This window comes from Micromonospora sp. NPDC047670, assembly GCF_043204915.1.
In the GTDB taxonomy this organism is placed as follows: Bacteria; Actinomycetota; Actinomycetes; order Mycobacteriales; family Micromonosporaceae; genus Micromonospora.
Map to the genome: position 1 here is coordinate 95,168 of NZ_JBIDDA010000019.1, position 20,876 is coordinate 116,043.

4 protein-coding genes are annotated in these 20,876 nt (G+C 74.8%); 3 read left to right on the forward strand and 1 reads right to left on the reverse strand.

Going from position 1 to position 20,876, the window contains the following annotated elements:
- Positions 1 to 12: 12 nt before the first annotated feature.
- A complete protein-coding gene (locus ACGF7U_RS29245) occupies positions 13 to 900 on the forward strand; it encodes a class I SAM-dependent methyltransferase (protein ID WP_393112126.1) in 888 nt (295 codons plus the stop codon).
- A gap of 70 nt (positions 901 to 970) precedes the next feature.
- Here the strand turns inward: ACGF7U_RS29245 and ACGF7U_RS29250 are convergent, their stop codons facing one another.
- A complete protein-coding gene (locus ACGF7U_RS29250; RefSeq protein ID WP_393112128.1) occupies positions 971 to 1,732 on the reverse strand; it encodes a thioesterase II family protein in 762 nt (253 codons plus the stop codon).
- Between the two features lie 289 nt (positions 1,733 to 2,021).
- Here ACGF7U_RS29250 and ACGF7U_RS29255 point away from each other — a divergent pair, with 289 nt between their 5' ends.
- Together ACGF7U_RS29255 and ACGF7U_RS29260 are read left to right on the forward strand one after the other, a co-directional pair.
- On the forward strand, positions 2,022 to 7,601 hold the full coding sequence (locus ACGF7U_RS29255) for a type I polyketide synthase (protein ID WP_393112130.1): 5,580 nt from the start codon (positions 2,022 to 2,024) through the stop codon (positions 7,599 to 7,601).
- A 43-nt stretch (positions 7,602 to 7,644) separates the two neighbouring features.
- A partial coding sequence (locus tag ACGF7U_RS29260) for a type I polyketide synthase (RefSeq protein WP_393112132.1) occupies positions 7,645 to 20,876 on the forward strand: 13,232 nt, incomplete at its 3' end.

Sequence of the window (20,876 nt, forward strand, 5' to 3'; positions counted from 1 at the left end):
AAGGAAACCCATATGTTCGAGAACCTGAAGATCGCCGGCCGGGCGATCCGCACGGTCTTCACCGCCGACCCCGTCACCCGGGTCCGGCGCTTCTACGAGATCCAGTCGCCCGACGTGGAGTTCGCGGCCCGCCGCACCCACTACATGAACGTCGGCTACTGGGCCGACGGGGCGACCGACCTCGACACGGCGGCCGAGGCGCTGGCCGACAAGCTGGCCGACGCCGCCGGGCTCAAGCCCGACGACACCGTCCTCGACGTCGGCTTCGGCTACGCCGACCAGGACTTCAAGTGGCTGCGCGAGCGCCGGGTCGGCAAGGTGTACGGCCTCAACATCACCCCGCACCACGTCGAGGCGGCGCAGCGCCGGGCGCGCGCGGAGGGCTTGGCGGACCGGACCGACTTCCGCCTGGGCAGCGCGACCGAACTGCCCTTCGAGGACAACACCTTCGACCGGGTGGTGGCCCTGGAGTCCGCCTTCCACTTCTACCCGCGCAGCGCGTTCTTCGCCGAGGCGCTGCGGGTGCTGCGCCCGGGCGGCGTGCTGGCCACGGCCGACATCGTCCCGGTCAGCGCCGACGTGGTCCGGGCGGCCATCCAGTCGGGCCCGCTGAGCTTCGTCAAGTTCAGCATCCCGAAGGAGAACTGGCACGACCGGGACACGTACCGGCAGGAGCTCGTCGAGGCCGGCTTCGCCAACCCGGAGGTCCAGTCGATCAAGGACCAGACCTGGGAGGGCTGGCGGCGGTACATGGCCGACCGGACCAACGACCCCGAGTTCCGCGCCGTGGTCAAGCCCGCCGTGCGCAAGAGCATGGCCGCGCACTGGAAGAACCAGGACCTGATGAAGCGCGAGCTGGCGCAGCTCGACTACGTGATCGCGGTCGGCCACAAGCGGTGACACCGCCCACGGACGAGGGGCCCGCCGACCGGTCGTGACACCGGTGGACGGGCCCCTCGTCGGGTCAGGATCAGATGGCCGGCGCCGCGGTCAGGGCGGTCGAGATCGCCCGCAGGACCGCCGCCTGGTGCTCGGCCAGGAAGAAGTGCCCGCCCGGATAGACCTTGAGGTCGAACGGCCCCGTGGTGTGGGTCGACCAGGCGCGGGCCTCCTCGACCGTCGTCTTCGGGTCGTCGTCGCCGGTGAAGACCGTGATCGGGCAGCTCAGCGGCGGACCGGGCCGGTAGGTGTACGTCTCCGCGGCCCGGTAGTCGCTGCGGATCGCCGGCAGCGCGGCCCGCAGCATCTCCTGGTCGCCGAGGACGGCCGGGTTGGTGCCGCTCAGCTTCCGTACGTCGGCCAGCAGGCCCTCGTCGTCCAGCAGGTGCACGGTCTCGTGCCGCGCCTGCGACGGCGCACGACGCCCGGACGCGAACAGGTGCGCGGCCGCGCCGCCGTCCTGCTCGATCAGCCGGGCCAGCTCGAAGCCGACGCTGGCCCCCATGCTGTGCCCGAAGATGGCCACCGGCTCGTCCAGCCACGGCCGCAGCACGGTGAAGACCTCCCGCGCGAGCTGGTGGATGTCGCCGACGCAGGGCTCGTGGCGGCGGTCCTGCCGGCCCGGGTACTGGATCGCCAGCACCTCGACGGCGGGGGAGAGGCTGCGGGAGACGGGGAAGTAGAAGCTGGCCGAGCCGCCGGCGTGGGGCAGACACACCAGCCGCCTGGCGCCACCCGGCGCCGGGTGGAAGCGTCGCACCCACAGGCCGTTGTCGATATCTGGCGTGGTCATCCTCGGCGGTCCTTCCCGGCGGCTGGAGTTCCCGACCGGGCCGAACGCAGACCCGGTCGAGGCGACGCTAGTGCGACGGGGTCGGGACCGGACACCCCTAGCTGGCCAGCCGCCTGGTTAGGGGTTGTCCGCGCTCGCGCGCACCAATAACTTCTCCCCGCAGATGGGGATCCTCGTGGCTCTCGGCCGAGCGAGCCGAACGACAGATACAGGTGTCGCCTGAGACTTCTGCGCATTCGTACCGTCGCTTACGCCGAGTCTCCGCCGTGCATCGCGATGGGCTGGGTTGATGGACACCGAAGACAAGCTCCGGGATTACCTGAAGAGAGTCACCGCCGACCTGCGGCGGACCCGGCAACGGCTCCGCGACGTCGAGGCCGAGGCGCAGCAGCCGATCGCGATCGTCGGCACCGGTTGCCGTTTCCCGGGCGGGGTGCGGACGGCCGAGGAGCTGTGGGACCTCGTCGCGGCCGGCGGGGACGCCATCACCTCCTTCCCGACCGACCGCGGCTGGGACCTGGACACGCTCTACGACCCGGGGCGGTCCCGGCCGGGCACGTCCTCGGTGCGGGAGGGCGGGTTCCTGCCCGACGCCGCCGACTTCGACGCCCGGCTGTTCGGGGTGTCGCCGCGTGAGGCCCTCGCCATGGACCCGCAGCAGCGGCTGCTGCTGGAGACGTCCTGGGAGGCGGTCGAGTCCGCCGGCATCGACCCGACCAGCCTGAAGGGCGCGCGCGTCGGGGTCTTCGCCGGCATGACCCACAGCGGGTACGCCCACCCACCGGAGTCCCCGCCGGCGGGGGCGGAGGACTACCTGGGCCTCGGCAACGCGGGCAGCATCGCGTCGGGCCGGGTGGCGTACTCGTTCGGTTTCGAGGGGCCGGCGGTGACGGTGGACACGGCGTGTTCGTCGTCGTTGGTGGCGTTGCACCTGGCGGTGCAGGCGCTGCGGTCGGGGGAGTGCGACCTGGCCCTGGCCGGCGGCGTCACCGTGATGCCGACCCCGGCGGTCTTCGTCGACTTCACCCGGCAGGGCAACCTCTCGCCGGTGGCCCGGTGCCGGGCGTTCGCCGAGGCCGCGGACGGCACGGCGCTCGCCGAGGGCGTGGGCGTGCTGCTGGTGCAGCGGTTGTCGGACGCGCGGCGGGAGGGTCGGCGGATTCTGGCGGTGGTGCGCGGCACGGCGGTGAACCAGGACGGGGCGTCGAACGGGTTGACGGCGCCGAACGGTCCGTCGCAGCAGCGGGTGATCCGGCAGGCGCTCGCCAACGCCCGGCTGGACGTCGGTGACGTGGATGTGGTGGAGGCGCACGGCACGGGTACCACGTTGGGTGACCCGATCGAGGCGCAGGCGCTGCTCGCGACCTATGGCCAGGGGCGGGACGAGCCGCTGCTCCTCGGTTCGGTCAAGTCGAACATCGGTCACACGCAGGCGGCGGCCGGGGTGGCCGGCGTGATCAAGATGATCATGGCGATGCGGTGTGGGACGGTGCCGGCGACGTTGCACGTGGATGCGCCGTCGTCGCATGTGGACTGGTCGTCGGGTGCGGTGGAGTTGGTGACGCAGGCCCGGGAGTGGCCTGTGGTGGGTCGTCCGCGTCGGGCGGGGGTGTCCTCGTTCGGCATCTCCGGCACGAACGCCCACGTGATCCTGGAGCAGCCGGAGCCGGAGCCGGAGCCGGAGCCGGAGCCGGAGTCCGAGGTCGGCACGGTGCCGGTGGTGGCGGTGCCGGTGGGATTGCCGGTGCCGTGGGTGGTGTCGGCGCGCTCGGCGCGGGGTCTGGCGGGTCAGGCGGCGCGGTTGGTGTCGTTCGTGCGGGACCGGTCTGACGTGTCGGTGTCGGATGTGTCCTGGTCGTTGGCGACGTCCAGGGCGGCGTTGGAGCACCGGGCGGTGGTGTGGGGCTCGACGGTCGAGGAGTTGTCGGCGGGGTTGGCCGGGGTTGTCGAGGGCCGGTCGTCGGGTGTGGTGTCGGCGGGTCGTCGGGCGGTGCTGTTCACCGGTCAGGGTTCGCAGCGCGCCGGGATGGGCCGGGAGCTGTACGACGCGTTCCCGGTGTTCACTTCCGTCTTCGACGAGGTGTGTGGGCACCTCGATCCGCTGTTGCCGCGTCCGTTGCGGGATGCCGTGTTCGCCGAGCCGGGTACCCCCGAGGCGGGCCTGGTGGACCAGACCGTCTTCGCGCAGGCCGGTTTGTTCGCGGTCGAGGTGGCGTTGTGGGAGTTGCTGGCCTCGTGGGGTGTGCGGGCGGACTTCGTCGCCGGTCACTCGATCGGTGAGGTGACGGCGGCGTACGTGGCGGGGATGCTGTCCCTGCCGGACGCGTGTGTGCTGGTGGCGGCGCGCGGGAAGTTGATGCAGGCGCTGCCGGCCGGTGGGGTGATGGCGGCGATCGGCGCGTCCGAGGAACTCGTCGCCGAGCTGATCGGCCTGACGGGCGCGGCGGTGGATGTCGCGGCGGTGAATGGTCCGGCGTCGGTGGTGGTGTCGGGTGTCGTCGGCGAGGTCGCGTCGGTGGTGGCGGCGTGTCGTGAGCGGGGGTGGCGGGTCAAGGAACTCGCGGTCAGTCATGCGTTCCACTCGCGGTTGATGGATCCGATGCTGGACGAGTTCGCCTCGGTGGTGGCGGGCCTGGACTGGCAGCCGCCGAGGATCCCGGTCGTGTCGAACGTGACGGGTGCGGTCGCGGACGCCGGCGAGATCACCGATCCGGGCTACTGGGTGCGGCACGTGCGCCAGCCGGTGCGGTTCGCCGACGCGGTACGGACCCTCCACCTCCAGGACGTGACGCACTTCCTGGAGGTCGGCCCCGACGCCGTACTGACCGCGATGGCGCAGGACTGCGTCGAGGCGGCCGGCGACGTCCGGTTCACCGCCACGCTGCGCGCCGACCACCCCGAGGTCGACACGCTGCTCACCGCCCTCGCCGAGCGCTACGTCACCGGCGGCCACGTCGACTGGGCCGGCTACCTCACCGGCACCGGGGCGCGGCCCCGCGCGGTCGAGCTGCCCACGTACGCCTTCGACCACCAGCGCTACTGGCTCAACGCCACCGCGACCGCCGGCGTCGCGACCCCCGGCCTCGGTGTCCATGCCGTCGACCACGCCCTGCTCGGGGCCGCCGTGCGGGTGGCCGACGACGACGTCCGGATCTTCGGCACCGAGCTTTCCGCGCAGACCCAGCCGTGGCTCGCCGAACACGTCGTCTGGGACTCGGTGGTGGTGCCGGGCGCCGCCCTGGTCGAGATGGTCCTGCACGCGGGCGCCCAGGTCGGCTGCGACGCGCTGGACGAGCTGACGCTGGAGGCGCCGCTGGCGCTGCCCGAGCAGGGCGCCCGGGCGGTGCAGGTCAAGTTGGGGGCGGCGGACGAGGAGGGCCGCCGACCGGTCACCATCCACTCCCGGGCCGCAGCCGACCCGGACGGGGAATGGGACCGCCACGCGACGGGGATCCTCTCACCCGCCGCACCGCACCCCGACGGGCCCGACCCGGCGCCCTGGCCGCCCACGCCCGCCGTCGGCGTCGCGGTCGACACCGTCTACGCCGAGCTGTCCCGCCTCGGCGTCGAGTACGGCCCGGTCTTCCGCGGCCTGCGCGCCGTCTGGCGTACCGGTGACGAGGTGTGCGCCGAGGTGGCGCTGCCCGACGGCACCGAGGTCGACGGCTTCGGCATCCACCCCGCCCTGCTGGACGCGGCGTTGCACGTCGTCGGCCTCCTCGACGAGGACCCGGAGGCTTCCGGCGTACGCCTGCCCTTCGCCTGGACCGGCGTCACCCTCTCGGCGGTCGGCGCGACCGCGCTGCGGGTGCGGGCCCGGCGCAGCGGCGGCGGGGTCACCCTGACCCTGACCGACCCGGCCGGCGCCCCCGTCGCCCGGATCGGCTCGCTGGTCTCCCGCCCGGTGACCGCCGACCAGGTACGCGGCGCCGGCGCGGACGTCGACTCGCTGTTCGACGTGGTCTGGCAGAGCGTGCCGCTGGGCGCCCCGGCGACCGCCCGCGCGGTGCTCCTCGGCGACGCCCCGACCGGCCCGGCCAGCCTCGACAGGCTCGGGCTCACCGAGCTGGCCGAGGCGGTCGACTCCGGTCGGCTCGACCCGGAGCTGGTGCTGCTCGCGGCGTACGCCGACGACGGGGGCGACCCGGTCCCCACCGCCACCCGGGCCCGGCTCGCCACCGTGCTGACCGCCGTGCAGGGCTGGCTCGCCGACGACCGGCTGGCGGACCGGCGGCTGGTCGTGCTGACCCGCGGGGCCGTCCCCGCCGGCGACGCCGGCCGGGTGACCGACCTGCCCGGCGCGGCGGTCTGGGGCCTGTTGCGCTCGGCCCAGGCGGAGCACCCCGACCGCTTCGTGCTCGTGGACCTCGACGAGGCACAGCGACCGGAGCCCGCCGGACCCGAGGGCCCGGTCGAGCTGGTGGCCCGCGCGGTCGCCACCGGCGAACCGCAGCTGGCGATCCGGGGCGATCGGGTGCTGGCGCCCCGGCTCGTGCCCGCCGCCCTCGACGCGGCGCTGGGCGCCGAACTCGACCCCCACGGCACGGTCCTGGTCACCGGCGCCACCGGCGCGCTCGGTGGCCTGCTGGCCCGACACCTGGTCGCCGCGCACAAGGTGCGCCATCTGCTGCTGGTCAGCCGGCGAGGGCCGGACGCCCCCGGCGCGGCGGAGCTGCTGAGCGGGCTGGCCGCGCTGGGCGCGCAGGTCCGGCTGGTGGCCGGCGACGTGGCGGACCCGGACGGCCTCGCCGCCCTGCTGGCCGATGTCCCCGCCGAGCACCCGCTCACCGGGGTCGTGCACGCCGCCGGCGTCCTCGACGACGCGGTGGTGTCGGCGCTGACGCCGGAGCGGTTGTCCACCGTGTTGGCCGCCAAGGCCGACGCCGCCTGGCGTCTGCACGAGCTGACCCGGGGGCGGAACCTGTCGATGTTCGTCCTCTTCTCGTCGGTCGCCGGCGTCCTCGGCGGCCCCGGACAGGGCAACTACGCTGCCGCGAACGCGTTCCTGGACGGTCTCGCCCACCAGCGGCGCGCCTCGGGCCTCGCCGCCACCGCGCTGGCCTGGGGCCTCTGGGGCGAGGCCAGCGGGATGACCGGCGGGCTCGACGACGCCCAGCGGCAGCGGATGGGCCGCAACGGCCTCCGCCCGCTCGACACCGGCCAGGCGCTGCGCCTGTTCGACGCCAGCCTGCGCGGCGGCCGCCCGCACCTCGTGCCGGCGCTGCTCGACCTCGCCGCGCTGCGCCGCCGCTCCGACGCCAACCAGCTCGCGGCACCGCTGCGGGGCCTGGTCCGGGCCCGGCGGCGCGTCGCCGACGGCGGCGCCGAGGGTGGGCCGTCCTTCGCCCGACGGCTGGCCGGCACGCCAGAGGCCGATCGCAGCCGGCTGGTGGAGGACCTCGTCAAGGCGCAGGTCGTCGACGTGCTCGGCTACCCGCCGGCCACCGTCATCCCCTCCGGGCAGACGTTCACCGGCCTCGGCTTCGACTCGCTGACCGCGGTGGAGCTGCGCAACCGGCTGACCTCCGTCACCGGGATCCGGCTGCCGGCGAGCCTGATCTTCGACTGCCCCACGCCCGCGGCGCTGGCCGACTTCCTGCTGGCCGACATCGCGCCGCCCGCGCCGGCGTCGGACCTGCTGGCCGAGCTGGACCGGCTGGAGGCGGCGTTCGCCGCGACCGGGCCGGACGAGCTGGAACGGCTCGCCGGCGACGACGAGACCCGGACCGCCGTGGCGGTCCGCCTCCGGGCGCTGGTCACCAGGTGGAGCGACGCCACCGACCGGCCGGCCGACGTCAGCCAGGCCATCGACGACGCCTCGGACGACGAGCTGTTCGACTTCATCGACCAGAAGTTCGGCCGATCCTGACCACGAGTCCGCCGCTTGCCCCTTAGCGACAGGTGATCAACCGATGGCGAACGAAGCCAAGCTCCGCGAGTACCTCAAGCGCGTCACCGCTGACCTGCACGAGACCAGCGAACGCCTGAGGGCCGTCGACGAGCAGAACCACGAGCCCATCGCGATCGTGGGGATGAGCTGTCGCTACCCGGGCGGGGTGGACACCCCCGAGGCGCTGTGGCGGCTGGTCGAGGCCGGCACCGACGCCGTCACGACGTTCCCGGCCGACCGGGGCTGGGACGTGGAGAACCTCTACGACCCCGACCCGGACGCGCACGGCAAGTCGTACACCCGCGAGGGCGGGTTCCTGCACGACGCCGGCGAGTTCGACGGCGCGTTCTTCGGCATCTCCCCCCGTGAGGCGCTGGCGATGGACCCACAGCAGCGGCTGCTGCTGGAGGTCGCCTGGGAGGCCGTCGAACGGGCCGGCATCGCCGCCGACTCGCTCAAGGGCAGCCGGACCGGCGTCTTCACCGGCGTCATGTACCACGACTACGTCTCCCGCCTCAACGGCGTGCCGGAGGAGGTCGAGGCGTTCGTCGGCACCGGCAACCACGGCAGCGTCGTCTCCGGCCGGATCGCGTACACCTTCGGGTTCGAGGGCCCGGCGGTGACCGTCGACACCGCCTGCTCCTCCTCGCTGGTGGCGCTGCACCTCGCCGTGCAGGCCCTGCGCTCCGGCGAGTGCACGCTCGCGCTGGCCGGCGGCGTCACCGTCATGTCCAGCCCCGACACGTTCATCGGCTTCAGCCGCCAGCGGGGCCTCTCCCCGGACGGGCGGTGCAAGTCCTTCGCCGCCGCCGCCGACGGCACCGGCTGGAGCGAGGGCGCCGGGCTGCTGCTGCTGGAACGGCTCTCCGACGCCCAGCGCCACGGCCACCGGGTGCTCGCCGTGGTGCGCGGCAGCGCCGTCAACCAGGACGGCGCGTCGAACGGCCTCACCGCCCCGCACGGCCCGTCGCAGCAGCGGGTGATCCGCCAGGCCCTCGCGAACGCCCGGCTCTCCCCGGCCGACGTGGACGCGGTGGAGGCCCACGGCACCGGCACCCGGCTCGGCGACCCCATCGAGGCGCAGGCGCTGCTCGCCACGTACGGCCGGGACCGGGCCGCCGACCAGCCCCTGTGGCTCGGCTCGATCAAGTCCAACCTCGGGCACACCCAGGCCGCCGCCGGGGTCGCCGGGGTGATCAAGATGGTCATGGCGATGCGGCACGGCGTCCTGCCGAGGACCCTGCACGTCGACGAGCCGTCCCCGCACGTCGACTGGTCGGCCGGCGCGGTGAGCCTGCTCCGCGAGCCACGCCCGTGGCCGCGCGGGTCCCGGCCGATGCGGGCCGGGGTCTCCTCCTTCGGCGTCAGCGGGACCAACGCCCACGTCATCGTCGAGGCCGCCCCGCCCGCGCCGCAGCCGGACGCGGGGGCCGACACCGTGACCGGGCCCGAGCCGCTGCCCTGGGTGGTCTCCGCGCGCAGCGCCGCCGCGCTCACCGCCCAGGCCGACCGGCTGCGCTCCTGGCTCGCCGACCACCCCGACGCCGCGCCGGCCGCGGTGGGCCGGGCCCTGGCCGCCGGCCGGTCCGCCCTGGAACACCGCGCCGTGGTGCTCGGGACCGACCGGGACGGGCTGGTCGCCGGGCTCACCGCGCTGGCCGACGGCGTCCCGGCGGCGTCCGTGCGGCGCGGGGTCGCCAGCCCCACCCGCGTCGCCGTGCTCTGCACCGGGCAGGGCGCCCAGCGGACCGGGATGGGCCGGCGGTTGTACGCCGCGTTCCCGGTCTTCGCCGCGGCCTTCGACGCCGCCTGCGCCGAACTGGACCGACACCTCGACCGGCCCCTGCGCGGCGTGCTCGACGGTCCCGCCGAGGTGCTCGACCGCACCAGCTACGCCCAGGCGGCGCTGTTCGCCGTCGAGGTGGCCGCCTACCGGCTCGTCGAGTCCTGGGGCGTCGTGCCGGACTTCGTGGCCGGGCACTCGGTCGGCGAGGTGGCCGCCGCGCACGTCGCGGGCGTGCTGTCGCTGCCGGACGCCGCCCGCCTGGTCGCCGCCCGGGGCACCCTGATGCAGGCGCTGCCCGCCGGCGGCGCGATGGTGTCGATCCGCGCCACCGAGGCGGAGGTGCGCCAGCACCTGGACACCGCCGCCGAGGCGGCCGGCGCCGGACTGGCCGCCGTCAACGGCCCGGAGTCCGTCGTCGTCTCCGGCGACGAGGACGCCGTGCTGGCGGTCACCGGGCACTTCGCCGCCCTCGGCCGGAACACCAGGCGGCTGCGGGTCAGCCACGCGTTCCACTCCGCCCGGATGGAGCCGATGCTGGACGCGTTCGCCGACGTGCTCGGGCAGCTGACCTTCGCCGCCCCGCGGATCCCCGTGGTCTCCACCGTGACCGGCGCGGTGCTCGCGCCCGACGAGGTCGCCTCCCCGGCGTACTGGCTGCGCAACGTCCGCGACACCGTCCGCTTCGACGCGGCCGTCGCCACCCTGCGCGATTTCGGCGTCGGCGCGTACGTCGAGGTGGGACCTGGCGGGGTGCTCTCCGCGCTGACCCAGGAGATCGTCGGCGCGGACCAGGTGGTCTGCGCCCCGGTGCTGCGCGCCGACTCCGACGAGGCGGCGACCGCGCTGGCCGCCGCCGCCACCGTCTGGTCCCGGGGCGTGCCCGTGAACTGGGCCGCCCTGTTCGACGGCCCGCCCGAGCCGGTCGACCTGCCCACGTACGCGTTCCAGCGCGAGCGCTACTGGCTGCTGCCCCTGCCGCAGGCCGCCGACGTGACCGCCACCGGGCTGACCCCGACCGGCCACCCGCTGCTCGGCGCGGTGTTCCGCTCGGCCGACGGCGACGAGGTGACCCTCACCGGCCGGCTGTCGGTGCAGAGCCAGCCCTGGCTGGCCGAGCACGCCGTACGCGACGTGGTGCTCTTCCCCGGCACCGGGTTCGTGGAGCTGGCGCTGCGGGCCGGCGCGGAGGTCGGCGCCGACCGGCTCGCCGAGCTGACCCTGGAGGCGCCGCTGGTGCTGCCCGAGACCGGCGGCGTCGACGTGCAGGTCGCCGCCGAACGGGCCGGCGGCGACGCGTGGCAGCTCACCGTCCACGCCCGCCGGTCCGGCACCGACGACCTGTGGGTGCGGCACGCCACCGGCCTGCTCACCCCCGACCCGGGGGAGAGCGGCAGCACGCTGGCGGACTGGCCGCCGACCGGGGCCACCGCCCTCGACGTGTCGGAGCTGACCGGGCGGGCGGCGGAGGCGGGATTCGCGTACGGCCCGGCCTTCCAGGGGCTGCGCGCCGCCTGGCGGCTCGGCGCCGACGTGTACGCCGAGGTGGCGCTGCCCGAGCCGGCGGCCGGCGAGGCCGGTGGGTACGGGCTGCACCCGGCGCTGCTCGACGCCGCCGTGCAGGCGGTCGGGCTGGGCATCGTCGACCCCGGCCAGGCCCGGCTGCCGTTCTCCTGGTCCGCCGTCACGCTCTCCGCCCACGGCGCCGACGCGCTGCGGGTACGGCTCACCCCCACCGGCCCGGACACGGTGGCCATGCTGGTCGCGGACGCCGCCGGCGAGCCGGTCGCCCGGGTCGGGTCCCTGGTGCTGCGGCCCCTGCCGGCCGGGGAGTTGAGCCCCGGCGGGTCCGCGTGGCGTCGCGCGCTGTTCCGCCTCGACTGGCCCCGGCACGCCGGCGGCGCCGGCGCGGCGGACGACACGACCTGGGCCGTACTCGGCGACCGCCCCGCGCCACTGCCGGCCGGCGTGACCGCCGCCCGGCACCCCGACCTCGACACGCTGGTCGACGCCGGGGTGCCCGACGTCGTGCTGTTCCCGGTGGCCGGCACCGCCGCGGCCGGCCCCGGCCCGGTCCACGACCTGCTCGCCGAGGTCCTCGGCGTGCTCCAGGGCTGGCTCGCCGCCGAGCGGCACACCGGCGGATCCCGGCTGGTGGTGCTCACCCGCGGTGCCGTCGCCGTGGACGACGACGCCGAGGTGGCGGACCTGGCCGGCGCGGCCGTCTGGGGTCTGCTCCGCTCCGCGCAGGCCGAGCACCCCGGCCGGTTCCTGGTCGTCGACGTCGACGACCGGGACAGCTCCGCGTCCGCCCTCGCCGGCCTGCTGTCGGCCGACGAGCCGCAGGCGGCGGTGCGCGACGGCGTGGTCCGGGTGCCCCGGCTCGTCGCCGCCCCGCAATCCGACGTCCCGGCACCGGCGCTCGACCCGGACGGCACGGTCCTGGTCACCGGCGGCACCGGCGCCCTGGGCGCGCTGGTCGCCCGCCATCTGGTCACCCGGCACGGGGTCCGCCACCTGCTGCTGACCAGTCGGCGCGGCGCCGACGCGGAAGGCGTCGCCGACCTGCTCGCCGAGCTGGCCGACCTGGGCGCGAGCGCGGCGGTCGAGGCGTGCGACGCCGCCGACCGGGACGCCCTGGCCGCGCTGCTGGGTCGGATCGACCCGGCCCACCCGCTGACCGGCGTCGTGCACACCGCCGGCGTGCTCGCCGACCGCACCCTGGCCGCGCTCACCGCCGAATCCCTCGCCGACGTGCTCCGGCCCAAGGTGGACGCCGCCGCGCACCTGCACGAGCTGACCGCCGGGCTGGACCTGCGCCTCTTCGTCACCTACTCCTCGGCGGCCGGCGTGACGGGCAGCCCCGGCCAGGCCAACTACGCGGCGGCCAACGCCTACCTCGACGCGCTCGCGCACCGGCGGCGGGCCGCGGGCCGCCCGGCGCTCTCCCTGGCCTGGGGGCCGTGGGCCGAGTCCGGTGGCGGGATGACCGCCGGCCTCGACCGCGCCGACACCGACCGGCTGGCCCGCGCGGGCGTGCGACCCCTCCCGCAGGCGGACGGCCTCGCCCTCTTCGACGCCGCCCTGCTCACCGGCCGGCCGGTGGCGGTGCCGATGACGTTGGACGGCCCGGCGCTGCGCGCCCAGGCCGAGGCGGGCACCCTGCCGCCGGTCCTGCGTGGGCTGGTCCGCGCGCCCCGCCGCCGCGCCGCGCGCACCGGCCCGGCCGGGACCACCGCGCTGGCCGAGCAGTTGGCCGGGCTCGACCGCGAGGAGCGCGCCGCGGCCCTGCTGCGGCTCGTCCTCGACCAGGTCGCGGCGGTGCTCGGGTACGCCGACGCCGCCGCCGTCGAGGCCGGTCGCCCCTTCACCGAGCTGGGGTTCGACTCGCTGACCGCCGTCGAACTGCGGAACCGGCTGGGCGCGGTGACCGGCCTGCGGCTGCCGGCGACCCTGGTGTTCGACCACCCGACGCCGCTCGCCCTGGCCGACCACCTGGACGCCGAGACCGGCACGGACGCCGGCCCGCTGCTGGCCCCGGTCGCCGCCGTCGCGGCGCTCGACGAGCCGATCGCGATCGTCGGCATGAGCTGCCGCTACCCCGGCGGCGTACGCTCCCCGGAGCAGCTGTGGGACCTCCTCGTCGCCGGCGGGGACGGCATCACCGACTTCCCCGCCGACCGGGGGTGGGACGTCGAGGAGCTGTACGACCCGTCCGGCACGCGTCGGGGCAGCAGCTACGCCCGCGAGGGCGGCTTCCTGGTCGACGCCGGTGACTTCGACGCCGACCTGTTCAAGATCTCGCCGCACGAGGCCCTCGCCATGGACCCGCAGCAGCGGCTGCTGCTGGAGACCTCGTGGGAAGCGATCGAGGACGCCCGGATCGACCCGCTCGCGCTGCGGGGCCGGCCGGTCGGCGTGTTCGCCGGAATGATGTACCACAACCACGCCGCCGGGCTGACCGACGTGCCGGAGGCCCTCGACGGCTACCTCGGCGTGGGCACGGCGAGCAGCGTGCTGTCGGGTCGGGTGGCGTACTCGTTCGGTTTCGAGGGGCCGGCGGTGACGGTGGACACGGCGTGTTCGTCGTCGCTGGTGGCGTTGCACCTGGCGGTGCAGGCCCTGCGGTCCGGCGAGTGCGACCTGGCCCTCGCCGGTGGCGTCACCGTCATGGCGACCCCCGAGACGTTCATCGACTTCTCCCGGCAGCGGGGCATGGCGCCCGACGGCCGGTGCAAGTCCTTCTCCGACACGGCGGACGGCACCGGTTGGTCCGAGGGCGTGGGCGTGCTGCTGGTGCAGCGGTTGTCGGACGCGCGGCGCGAGGGCCGGCAGATCCTGGCGGTGGTGCGCGGCACGGCGGTGAACCAGGACGGGGCGTCGAACGGGTTGACGGCGCCGAACGGTCCGTCGCAGCAGCGGGTGATTCGGCAGGCGCTCGCCAACGCCCGGCTGGACGTCGGTGACGTGGATGTGGTGGAGGCGCACGGTACGGGTACCACGTTGGGTGACCCGATCGAGGCGCAGGCGCTGCTCGCGACCTATGGCCAGGGGCGGGACGAGCCGCTGCTTATCGGTTCGGTGAAGTCGAACATCGGTCACACGCAGGCGGCGGCCGGGGTGGCCGGCGTGATCAAGATGATCATGGCGATGCGGCGCGGGACCGTGCCGGCGACCCTGCACGTCGATGCGCCGTCGTCGCACGTGGATTGGTCGTCGGGCGCGGTGGAGCTGGTGACGCGGCCGCGTGAGTGGCCGGCGGTGGGTCGTCCGCGTCGGGCGGGGGTGTCGTCGTTCGGCATCTCCGGCACCAACGCCCACGTGATCATCGAGCAGGGGGAGCCGGAGTCCGCTCCGGCGCCCGTCGCGCCCGTCGGGGTGCCGGTGCCGTGGGTGGTGTCGGCGCGCTCGGCGCGGGGTCTGGTGGGTCAGGCGGCGCGGTTGGTGTCGTTCGTGCGGGACCGGTCTGACGTGTCGGTGGTGGATGTGTCGTGGTCGTTGGCGACGACGCGGGCGGCGTTGGAGCACCGGGCGGTGGTGTGGGGCTCGACGGTCGAGGAGTTGTTGGCGGGGTTGGCCGGGGTTGTCGAGGGTCGGTCGTCGGGTGTGGTGTCGGCGGGTCGTCGGGCGGTGTTGTTCACGGGGCAGGGTTCGCAGCGGGTGGGGATGGGGCGGGAGTTGTACGAGGCGTTCCCCGTCTTCGCGGCGTCCTTCGACGCGGTGTGCGCGGAGATCGATCCGCTGTTGTCGCGTCCGTTGCGGGAGGTGGTGTTCGCGGCGCCCGGATCTGCGGATGCCGAGCTGTTGGATCAGACGGTGTTCGCGCAGGCGGGTTTGTTCGCGGTCGAGGTGGCGTTGTGGGAGTTGCTGTCGTCGTGGGGTGTGCGGGCGGACTTCCTGGCGGGTCATTCGATCGGTGAGGTGACGGCGGCGTACGTGGCGGGGATGTTGTCGTTGTCCGACGCGTGTGTTCTGGTGGCCGCGCGGGGCCGCTTGATGCAGGCGCTGCCCGCCGGGGGCGTGATGGCGGCGGTCGGGGCGTCCGAGGAATCGGTTGCCGAGCTGATCGACCTCACGGGCGCGGCGGTGGATGTCGCGGCGGTGAATGGTCCGGCGTCGGTGGTGGTGTCGGGTGTCGTCGGCGAGGTCGCTTCGGTGGTGGCGGCGTGTCGTGAGCGGGGCTGGCGGGTCAAGGAACTCGCGGTCAGTCATGCGTTCCACTCGCGGTTGATGGATCCGATGCTGGACGAGTTCGCCTTGGTGGTGGCGGGCCTGGACTGGCAGCCGCCGAGGATCCCGGTCGTGTCGAACGTGACGGGCGCGGTGGCGGACGCCGGTGAGGTCACCGATCCGGGCTACTGGGTGCGGCACGTGCGGCAGCCGGTGCGGTTCGCCGACGGGGTGGCGGCTTTGCGGGCGCAGGGTGTGGACACGTTCCTGGAGATCGGGCCGGACGCGACGTTGACGGCGATGGTGGCGGAGATCGTCGCCGACGGTGCGGTGTGGCGGGTTCCGTCGTCGCGGCGGGATCAGGCGGAGGTCGGCGCGTTGACCTCGGCGCTCGGGCAGTTGTGGGTGGCGGGTGTGCCCGTTGACTGGGCGGCGTACCACGGGCAGGCCGGGGCCCGGCCGCGCGTGGTCGACCTGCCCACGTACGCCTTCGACCATCGGCGTTACTGGATCAACGCCGCGACGCGGTCCTACCGCCCGCCCGCCGCCGGACGTACCGCGGCCGACGAGGACTTCTGGCGCGCGATCGAGGCGGAGGACGTGGCGACCCTCGCCGAGAGCCTGGCCGTCGACGCCGACGCCCCGCTCGCGGACGTGCTGCCGGCGCTGTCCACCTGGCGACGCCGTCGGGACGCCGAGGTCGCCCTCGACTCCTGGCGCTACCGGGTGACCTGGCAGCCGCTTCCCGACGCCCCCGACCGCGTCGAGGCCACCGAGTTCCTGCTCGTCGTACCGGCCGACGCGGACGCGACCGTGACGGACTGGGTGGCGGCCCTCGGCGTCACCGGCGCGCGGGTCGTCGAGGTCGACGCCGCGTACGACCGGAAGCGGATCGCCCACGACCTCGCCGAGGCGTCGGCCGGCCGCGACGGCGACGCGCTGCCCGTGCTCTCCCTCCTCGCGTTCGACGGCCGACCGCACGCCGGGACCGGCTCCGTTCCGGTGGGCCTCGCCGGCACGGTGGCGCTCGCGCAGGCGCTCGGGGACGCCGGGATCGCCGCCCGGCTCTGGATCGCCACCCGCGGCGCGGTCTCCGTCGGGTCCCGGGACCGGCACGTCGACCCCGTCCAGGCGATGGCGTGGGGCTTCGGCAGCGTGCTGCGGGCCGAGCACCCGCACCGTTGGGGCGGGCTCGTCGACGTGCCCGAGCAGCCCGACCAGGACGTCGTACGCCGGCTCCGGACGCTGATCACCGGCGCCGGTCGGGAGGACGAGGTCGCCCTGCGCCGGGCCGGCGGGCACGCCCGCAGGCTGGTCCGGGCCACGTACCGGGACGCCGGGCGGCGCCGATCCTGGACGCCCCGTGGCACGGTGCTGATCACCGGCGGCACCGGGGCGCTCGGCGCGTACGTCGCCCGCGCGCTCGCCGCCGAAGGGGCCGAACACCTCCTGCTGGTCAGCCGGCGGGGTGGCGAGGCGCCGGGCGCCGCCGCCCTCGCCGAGGAACTGACCGGGCTCGGCAGCCGGGTCACCGTCGCGTCCTGCGACGTGGCCGACCGCCCCGCGCTCGCGGCGCTGCTCGACTCGATCCCCGACGAGCTTCCGCTGACCGCGGTCGTGCACACCGCCGCCGCGCTCGACGACAACGTGGTCGACGCCGTGAGCGTCGACCAACTGGCCACCGCGCTGCGGGCGAAGGTCGACGCCGCCCGCAACCTGGACGAGCTGACCCGGAACCGGGACCTCTCCGCCTTCGTCCTCTTCTCCTCCCTCGCCGGGCTCATGGGCGGCGCCGGGCAGGCCACCTACGCTCCGGGCAACGCCTTCCTCGACGCACTGGCCCAGCAGCGTCGCGCGCAGGGGCTGCCGGCGACCTCGCTCGCCTGGGGACTGTGGGCCGACGGTGGGGTGAGTGGCGGCGAGTTCGAGCAGCGGCTCACCCGCACCGGGTTCGGCGCGATGGCGCCGGAGACGGCGGTCCGCGCCCTCCTCCGGGCGCTCGACCACGACGAGACGTACCTCGTGGTGGCCGACATCGACTGGGCGCGGGTCGCCGCCGCCGGCGGTCGGCGCCACGACCCGCTGGTCCGGGACCTGCTCGCCGCCGCCGGCCCGGCGGCAGCCGTCGACGCTCCCGTGCCGGCGGCCGAACTGCGTCTCCGCCTGTCCGGGATGTCCGGCGCCGACCAGTTGCGTGCCCTCCGCGACCTCGTCCGCGCCGAGGTCGCCGCCGTGCTGGGCCACGAGTCCGCCGAGCGGGTGGCGCCGGATCGAGCGTTTCAGGACCTGGGCTTCACCTCGCTGGCGGCGGTCGAGCTGCGCAACCGGCTCGACGCGGCCACCGGCCTCGCGCTGCCGAGCACGCTCGCGTTCGACTACCCGAACTCCGCCGCCCTCGCCGGGCACATCCACGCCGAACTGCTCGGCGGGCAGTCCCTTCCCGGTGCCGCCGCCGTCGTCGGCCCCGTCGTCGGCGACGACCCGGTCGTCATCGTCGGCATGGGCTGCCGGTTCCCCGGCGGAGCCGAGTCGCCGGAGGGGCTCTGGGGCCTGCTGGCGGCGGGCGTCGACGCCATGTCGGACTTCCCGGCCAACCGGCACTGGGACCTGGAGTCGCTGGCCCACTCCGGCTCCTCCGTCTCGCGCGGGGCGTTCCTGGCCGACGCGGGCGGCTTCGACGCGGAGTTCTTCGGGATCTCGCCCCGCGAGGCCCTCGCCATGGACCCGCAGCAGCGGCTGCTGCTGGAGGTCGCCTGGGAGGCGTTCGAGGACGCCCGGATCGAGCCCCTCGCGCTGCGCGGCAGCCGGGTCGGGGTGTTCGCCGGCACCAACGGACAGGACTACGAGACCGTCGTGCGTCAGGCCGGCGAGTCGCTCGCCGGGTACGGCGCGACCGGCGCCTCGGCGAGCGTGCTGTCGGGTCGGGTGGCGTACTCGTTCGGTTTCGAGGGGCCGGCGGTGACGGTGGACACGGCGTGTTCGTCGTCGTTGGTGGCGCTGCACCTGGCGGCGCAGGCGTTGCGGTCCGGTGAGTGCGACCTGGCCCTGGCCGGCGGCGTCACCGTGATGGCGACTCCGGGCGCCTTCATCGAGTTCTCCCGCCAGGGCGGGCTGTCGGCGGACGGCCGTTGCAAGGCGTTCGCCGAGTCGGCGGACGGCACCGCGTGGGGCGAGGGCGTCGGAATCCTGGTCGTGCAGCGGTTGTCGGACGCGCGGCGGGAGGGTCGGCGGATTCTGGCGGTGGTGCGCGGCACGGCGGTGAACCAGGACGGGGCGTCGAACGGGTTGACGGCGCCGAACGGTCCGTCGCAGCAGCGGGTGATCCGGCAGGCGCTTGCGTCGGCGGGGTTGTCGGCCGGTGATGTGGATGTGGTGGAGGCGCACGGCACCGGCACCAGGCTCGGGGACCCGATCGAGGCGCAGGCGCTGTTGGCGACGTACGGGCAGGGCCGCAGCGAGGCCACGCCGCTGCTCCTCGGGTCGGTGAAGTCGAACATCGGTCACACGCAGGCGGCGGCCGGGGTGGCGGGCATCATCAAGATGGTCATGGCGATGCGGTGTGGGACGGTGCCGGCGACGTTGCACGTGGATGCGCCGTCGTCGCATGTGGACTGGTCGTCGGGTGCGGTGGAGTTGGTGACGCAGGCGCGGGAGTGGCCTGTGGTGGGTCGTCCGCGTCGGGCGGGGGTGTCCTCGTTCGGCATCTCCGGCACGAACGCCCACGTCATCCTGGAGCAGCCGGAGGGTGCTGCGGCAGAGTCCGCGCCCGTGCCGGGGAAGGTTCCGGGTGACGAGACCGGCCGGACCGGGTCACCGGACACGGTGCCGGTGCCGTGGGTGGTGTCGGCGCGCTCGGCGCGGGGTCTGGTGGGTCAGGCGGCGCGGCTGACGTCGTTCGTGCGGGATCGTTCCGATCTGTCGGTGGCGGATGTGTCCTGGTCGTTGGCGACGACGCGGGCGGCGTTGGAGCACCGGGCGGTGGTGTGGGGCTCGACGGTCGAGGAGTTGTTGGCGGGGTTGGCCGGGGTTGTCGAGGGTCGGTCGTCGGGTGTGGTGTCGGCGGGTCGTCGGGCGGTGTTGTTCACGGGGCAGGGTTCGCAGCGGGTCGGGATGGGCCGGGAGTTGTACGACGCGTTCCCGGCGTTCGCTTCCGTCTTCGACGGGGTGTGCGCGGAGATCGATCCGCTGTTGTCGCGTCCGTTGCGGGAGGTGGTGTTCGCGGCGCCCGGATCTGCGGATGCCGAGCTGTTGGATCAGACGGTGTTTGCGCAGGCGGGTTTGTTCGCGGTCGAGGTGGCGTTGTGGGAGTTGCTGGCCTCCTGGGGTGTGCGGGCGGACTTCGTCGCCGGTCACTCGATCGGTGAGGTGACGGCGGCGTACGTGGCGGGGATGCTGTCGCTGTCGGACGCGTGTGTTCTGGTGGCGGCGCGCGGGAGGCTGATGCAGGCGCTGCCGGCTGGTGGGGTGATGGCGGCGGTCGGGGCGTCCGAGGAACTCGTCGCCGAGCTGATCGGCCTGACGGGCGTGGCGGTGGATGTCGCGGCGGTGAATGGTCCGGCGTCGGTGGTGGTGTCGGGTGTCGTCGGCGAGGTCGCTTCGGTGGTGGCGGCGTGTCGTGAGCGGGGCTGGCGGGTCAAGGAGTTGTCGGTCAGTCACGCGTTCCACTCGCGGTTGATGGATCCGATGCTGGACGAGTTCGCCTCGGTGGTGGCGGGGCTGGACTGGCGGGTGCCGCGGGTGCCGGTGGTGTCGAACGTGACGGGTGCGGTGGCGGATCCGCTGGAGCTGGTGGACCCCGAGTACTGGGTGCGGCACGTGCGGCAGCCGGTGCGGTTCGCCGACGGGGTGGCGGCTCTGCGGGCGCAGGGTGTGGACACGTTCCTGGAGGTCGGGCCGGACGCGACGTTGACGGCGATGGTGGCGGAGATCGTCGCCGACGGTGCGGTGTGGCGGGTTCCGTCGTTGCGGCGGGATCAGGCGGAGGTTGGCGCGTTGACCTCGGCGCTCGGGCAGTTGTGGGTGGCGGGTGTGCCGGTCGACTGGGCGGCGTACCACGGGCAGGCCGGGGCCCGGCCGCGCGTGGTCGACCTGCCCACGTACGCCTTCGACCACACCTGGTACTGGCCGGAGGCGGCGACGTCCACCTCACAGGACGCCCACGCCGACGCCCTCGACGGGCGGTTCTGGACGGCCGTGGAGTCCGGCGACCCCGACCGGATCGGCGGCGAGTTGGGCCTCCGCGGGGACGAACCGTTCAGCGAGGTCCTGCCGAAGCTCGCGCAGTGGCGGCGGGAGGCCCGGCAGCAGTCCATCGTGGACTCCTGGCGGTATCGGATCGTGTGGCGGCCCGCCACCCTGGCCGGACGGGAAAGCCTGAGCGGTAGGTGGCTGGTGCTGATCCTCCCCGGCCAGGAGGAACATCCTCTGCTGGCCGGGCTGGCGGAGCGGGGCGCCGAGGTCGTCCCGGTGGTGCTGGACGAGCTGGACCGCGATCAGGTCGCGCGCCGGCTGGCGTCGGAAGCCGGGGAACCGGTCGCCGGGCTGATCTCGCTGATCTCGCTGGCCGGTGCGGGCGTGATCGAGGCACTGGCGGTGGCCCAGGCGCTGGGTACGGCGGGAGTCGAGGGCCGACTGTGGTGGCTGACCTGCGGCGCGGTCGCCGTGGACGACTCGGAGTCCCTGACCGACCTCACCGCCAGTTCCGTCTGGGGTCTGGGTCGGGTGGTGGGTTTGGAGTTGCCGTTGCGGTGGGGTGGGTTGGTGGATGTGCCGGTGGTGGTGGAGGGGGGTGTGGTGGATCG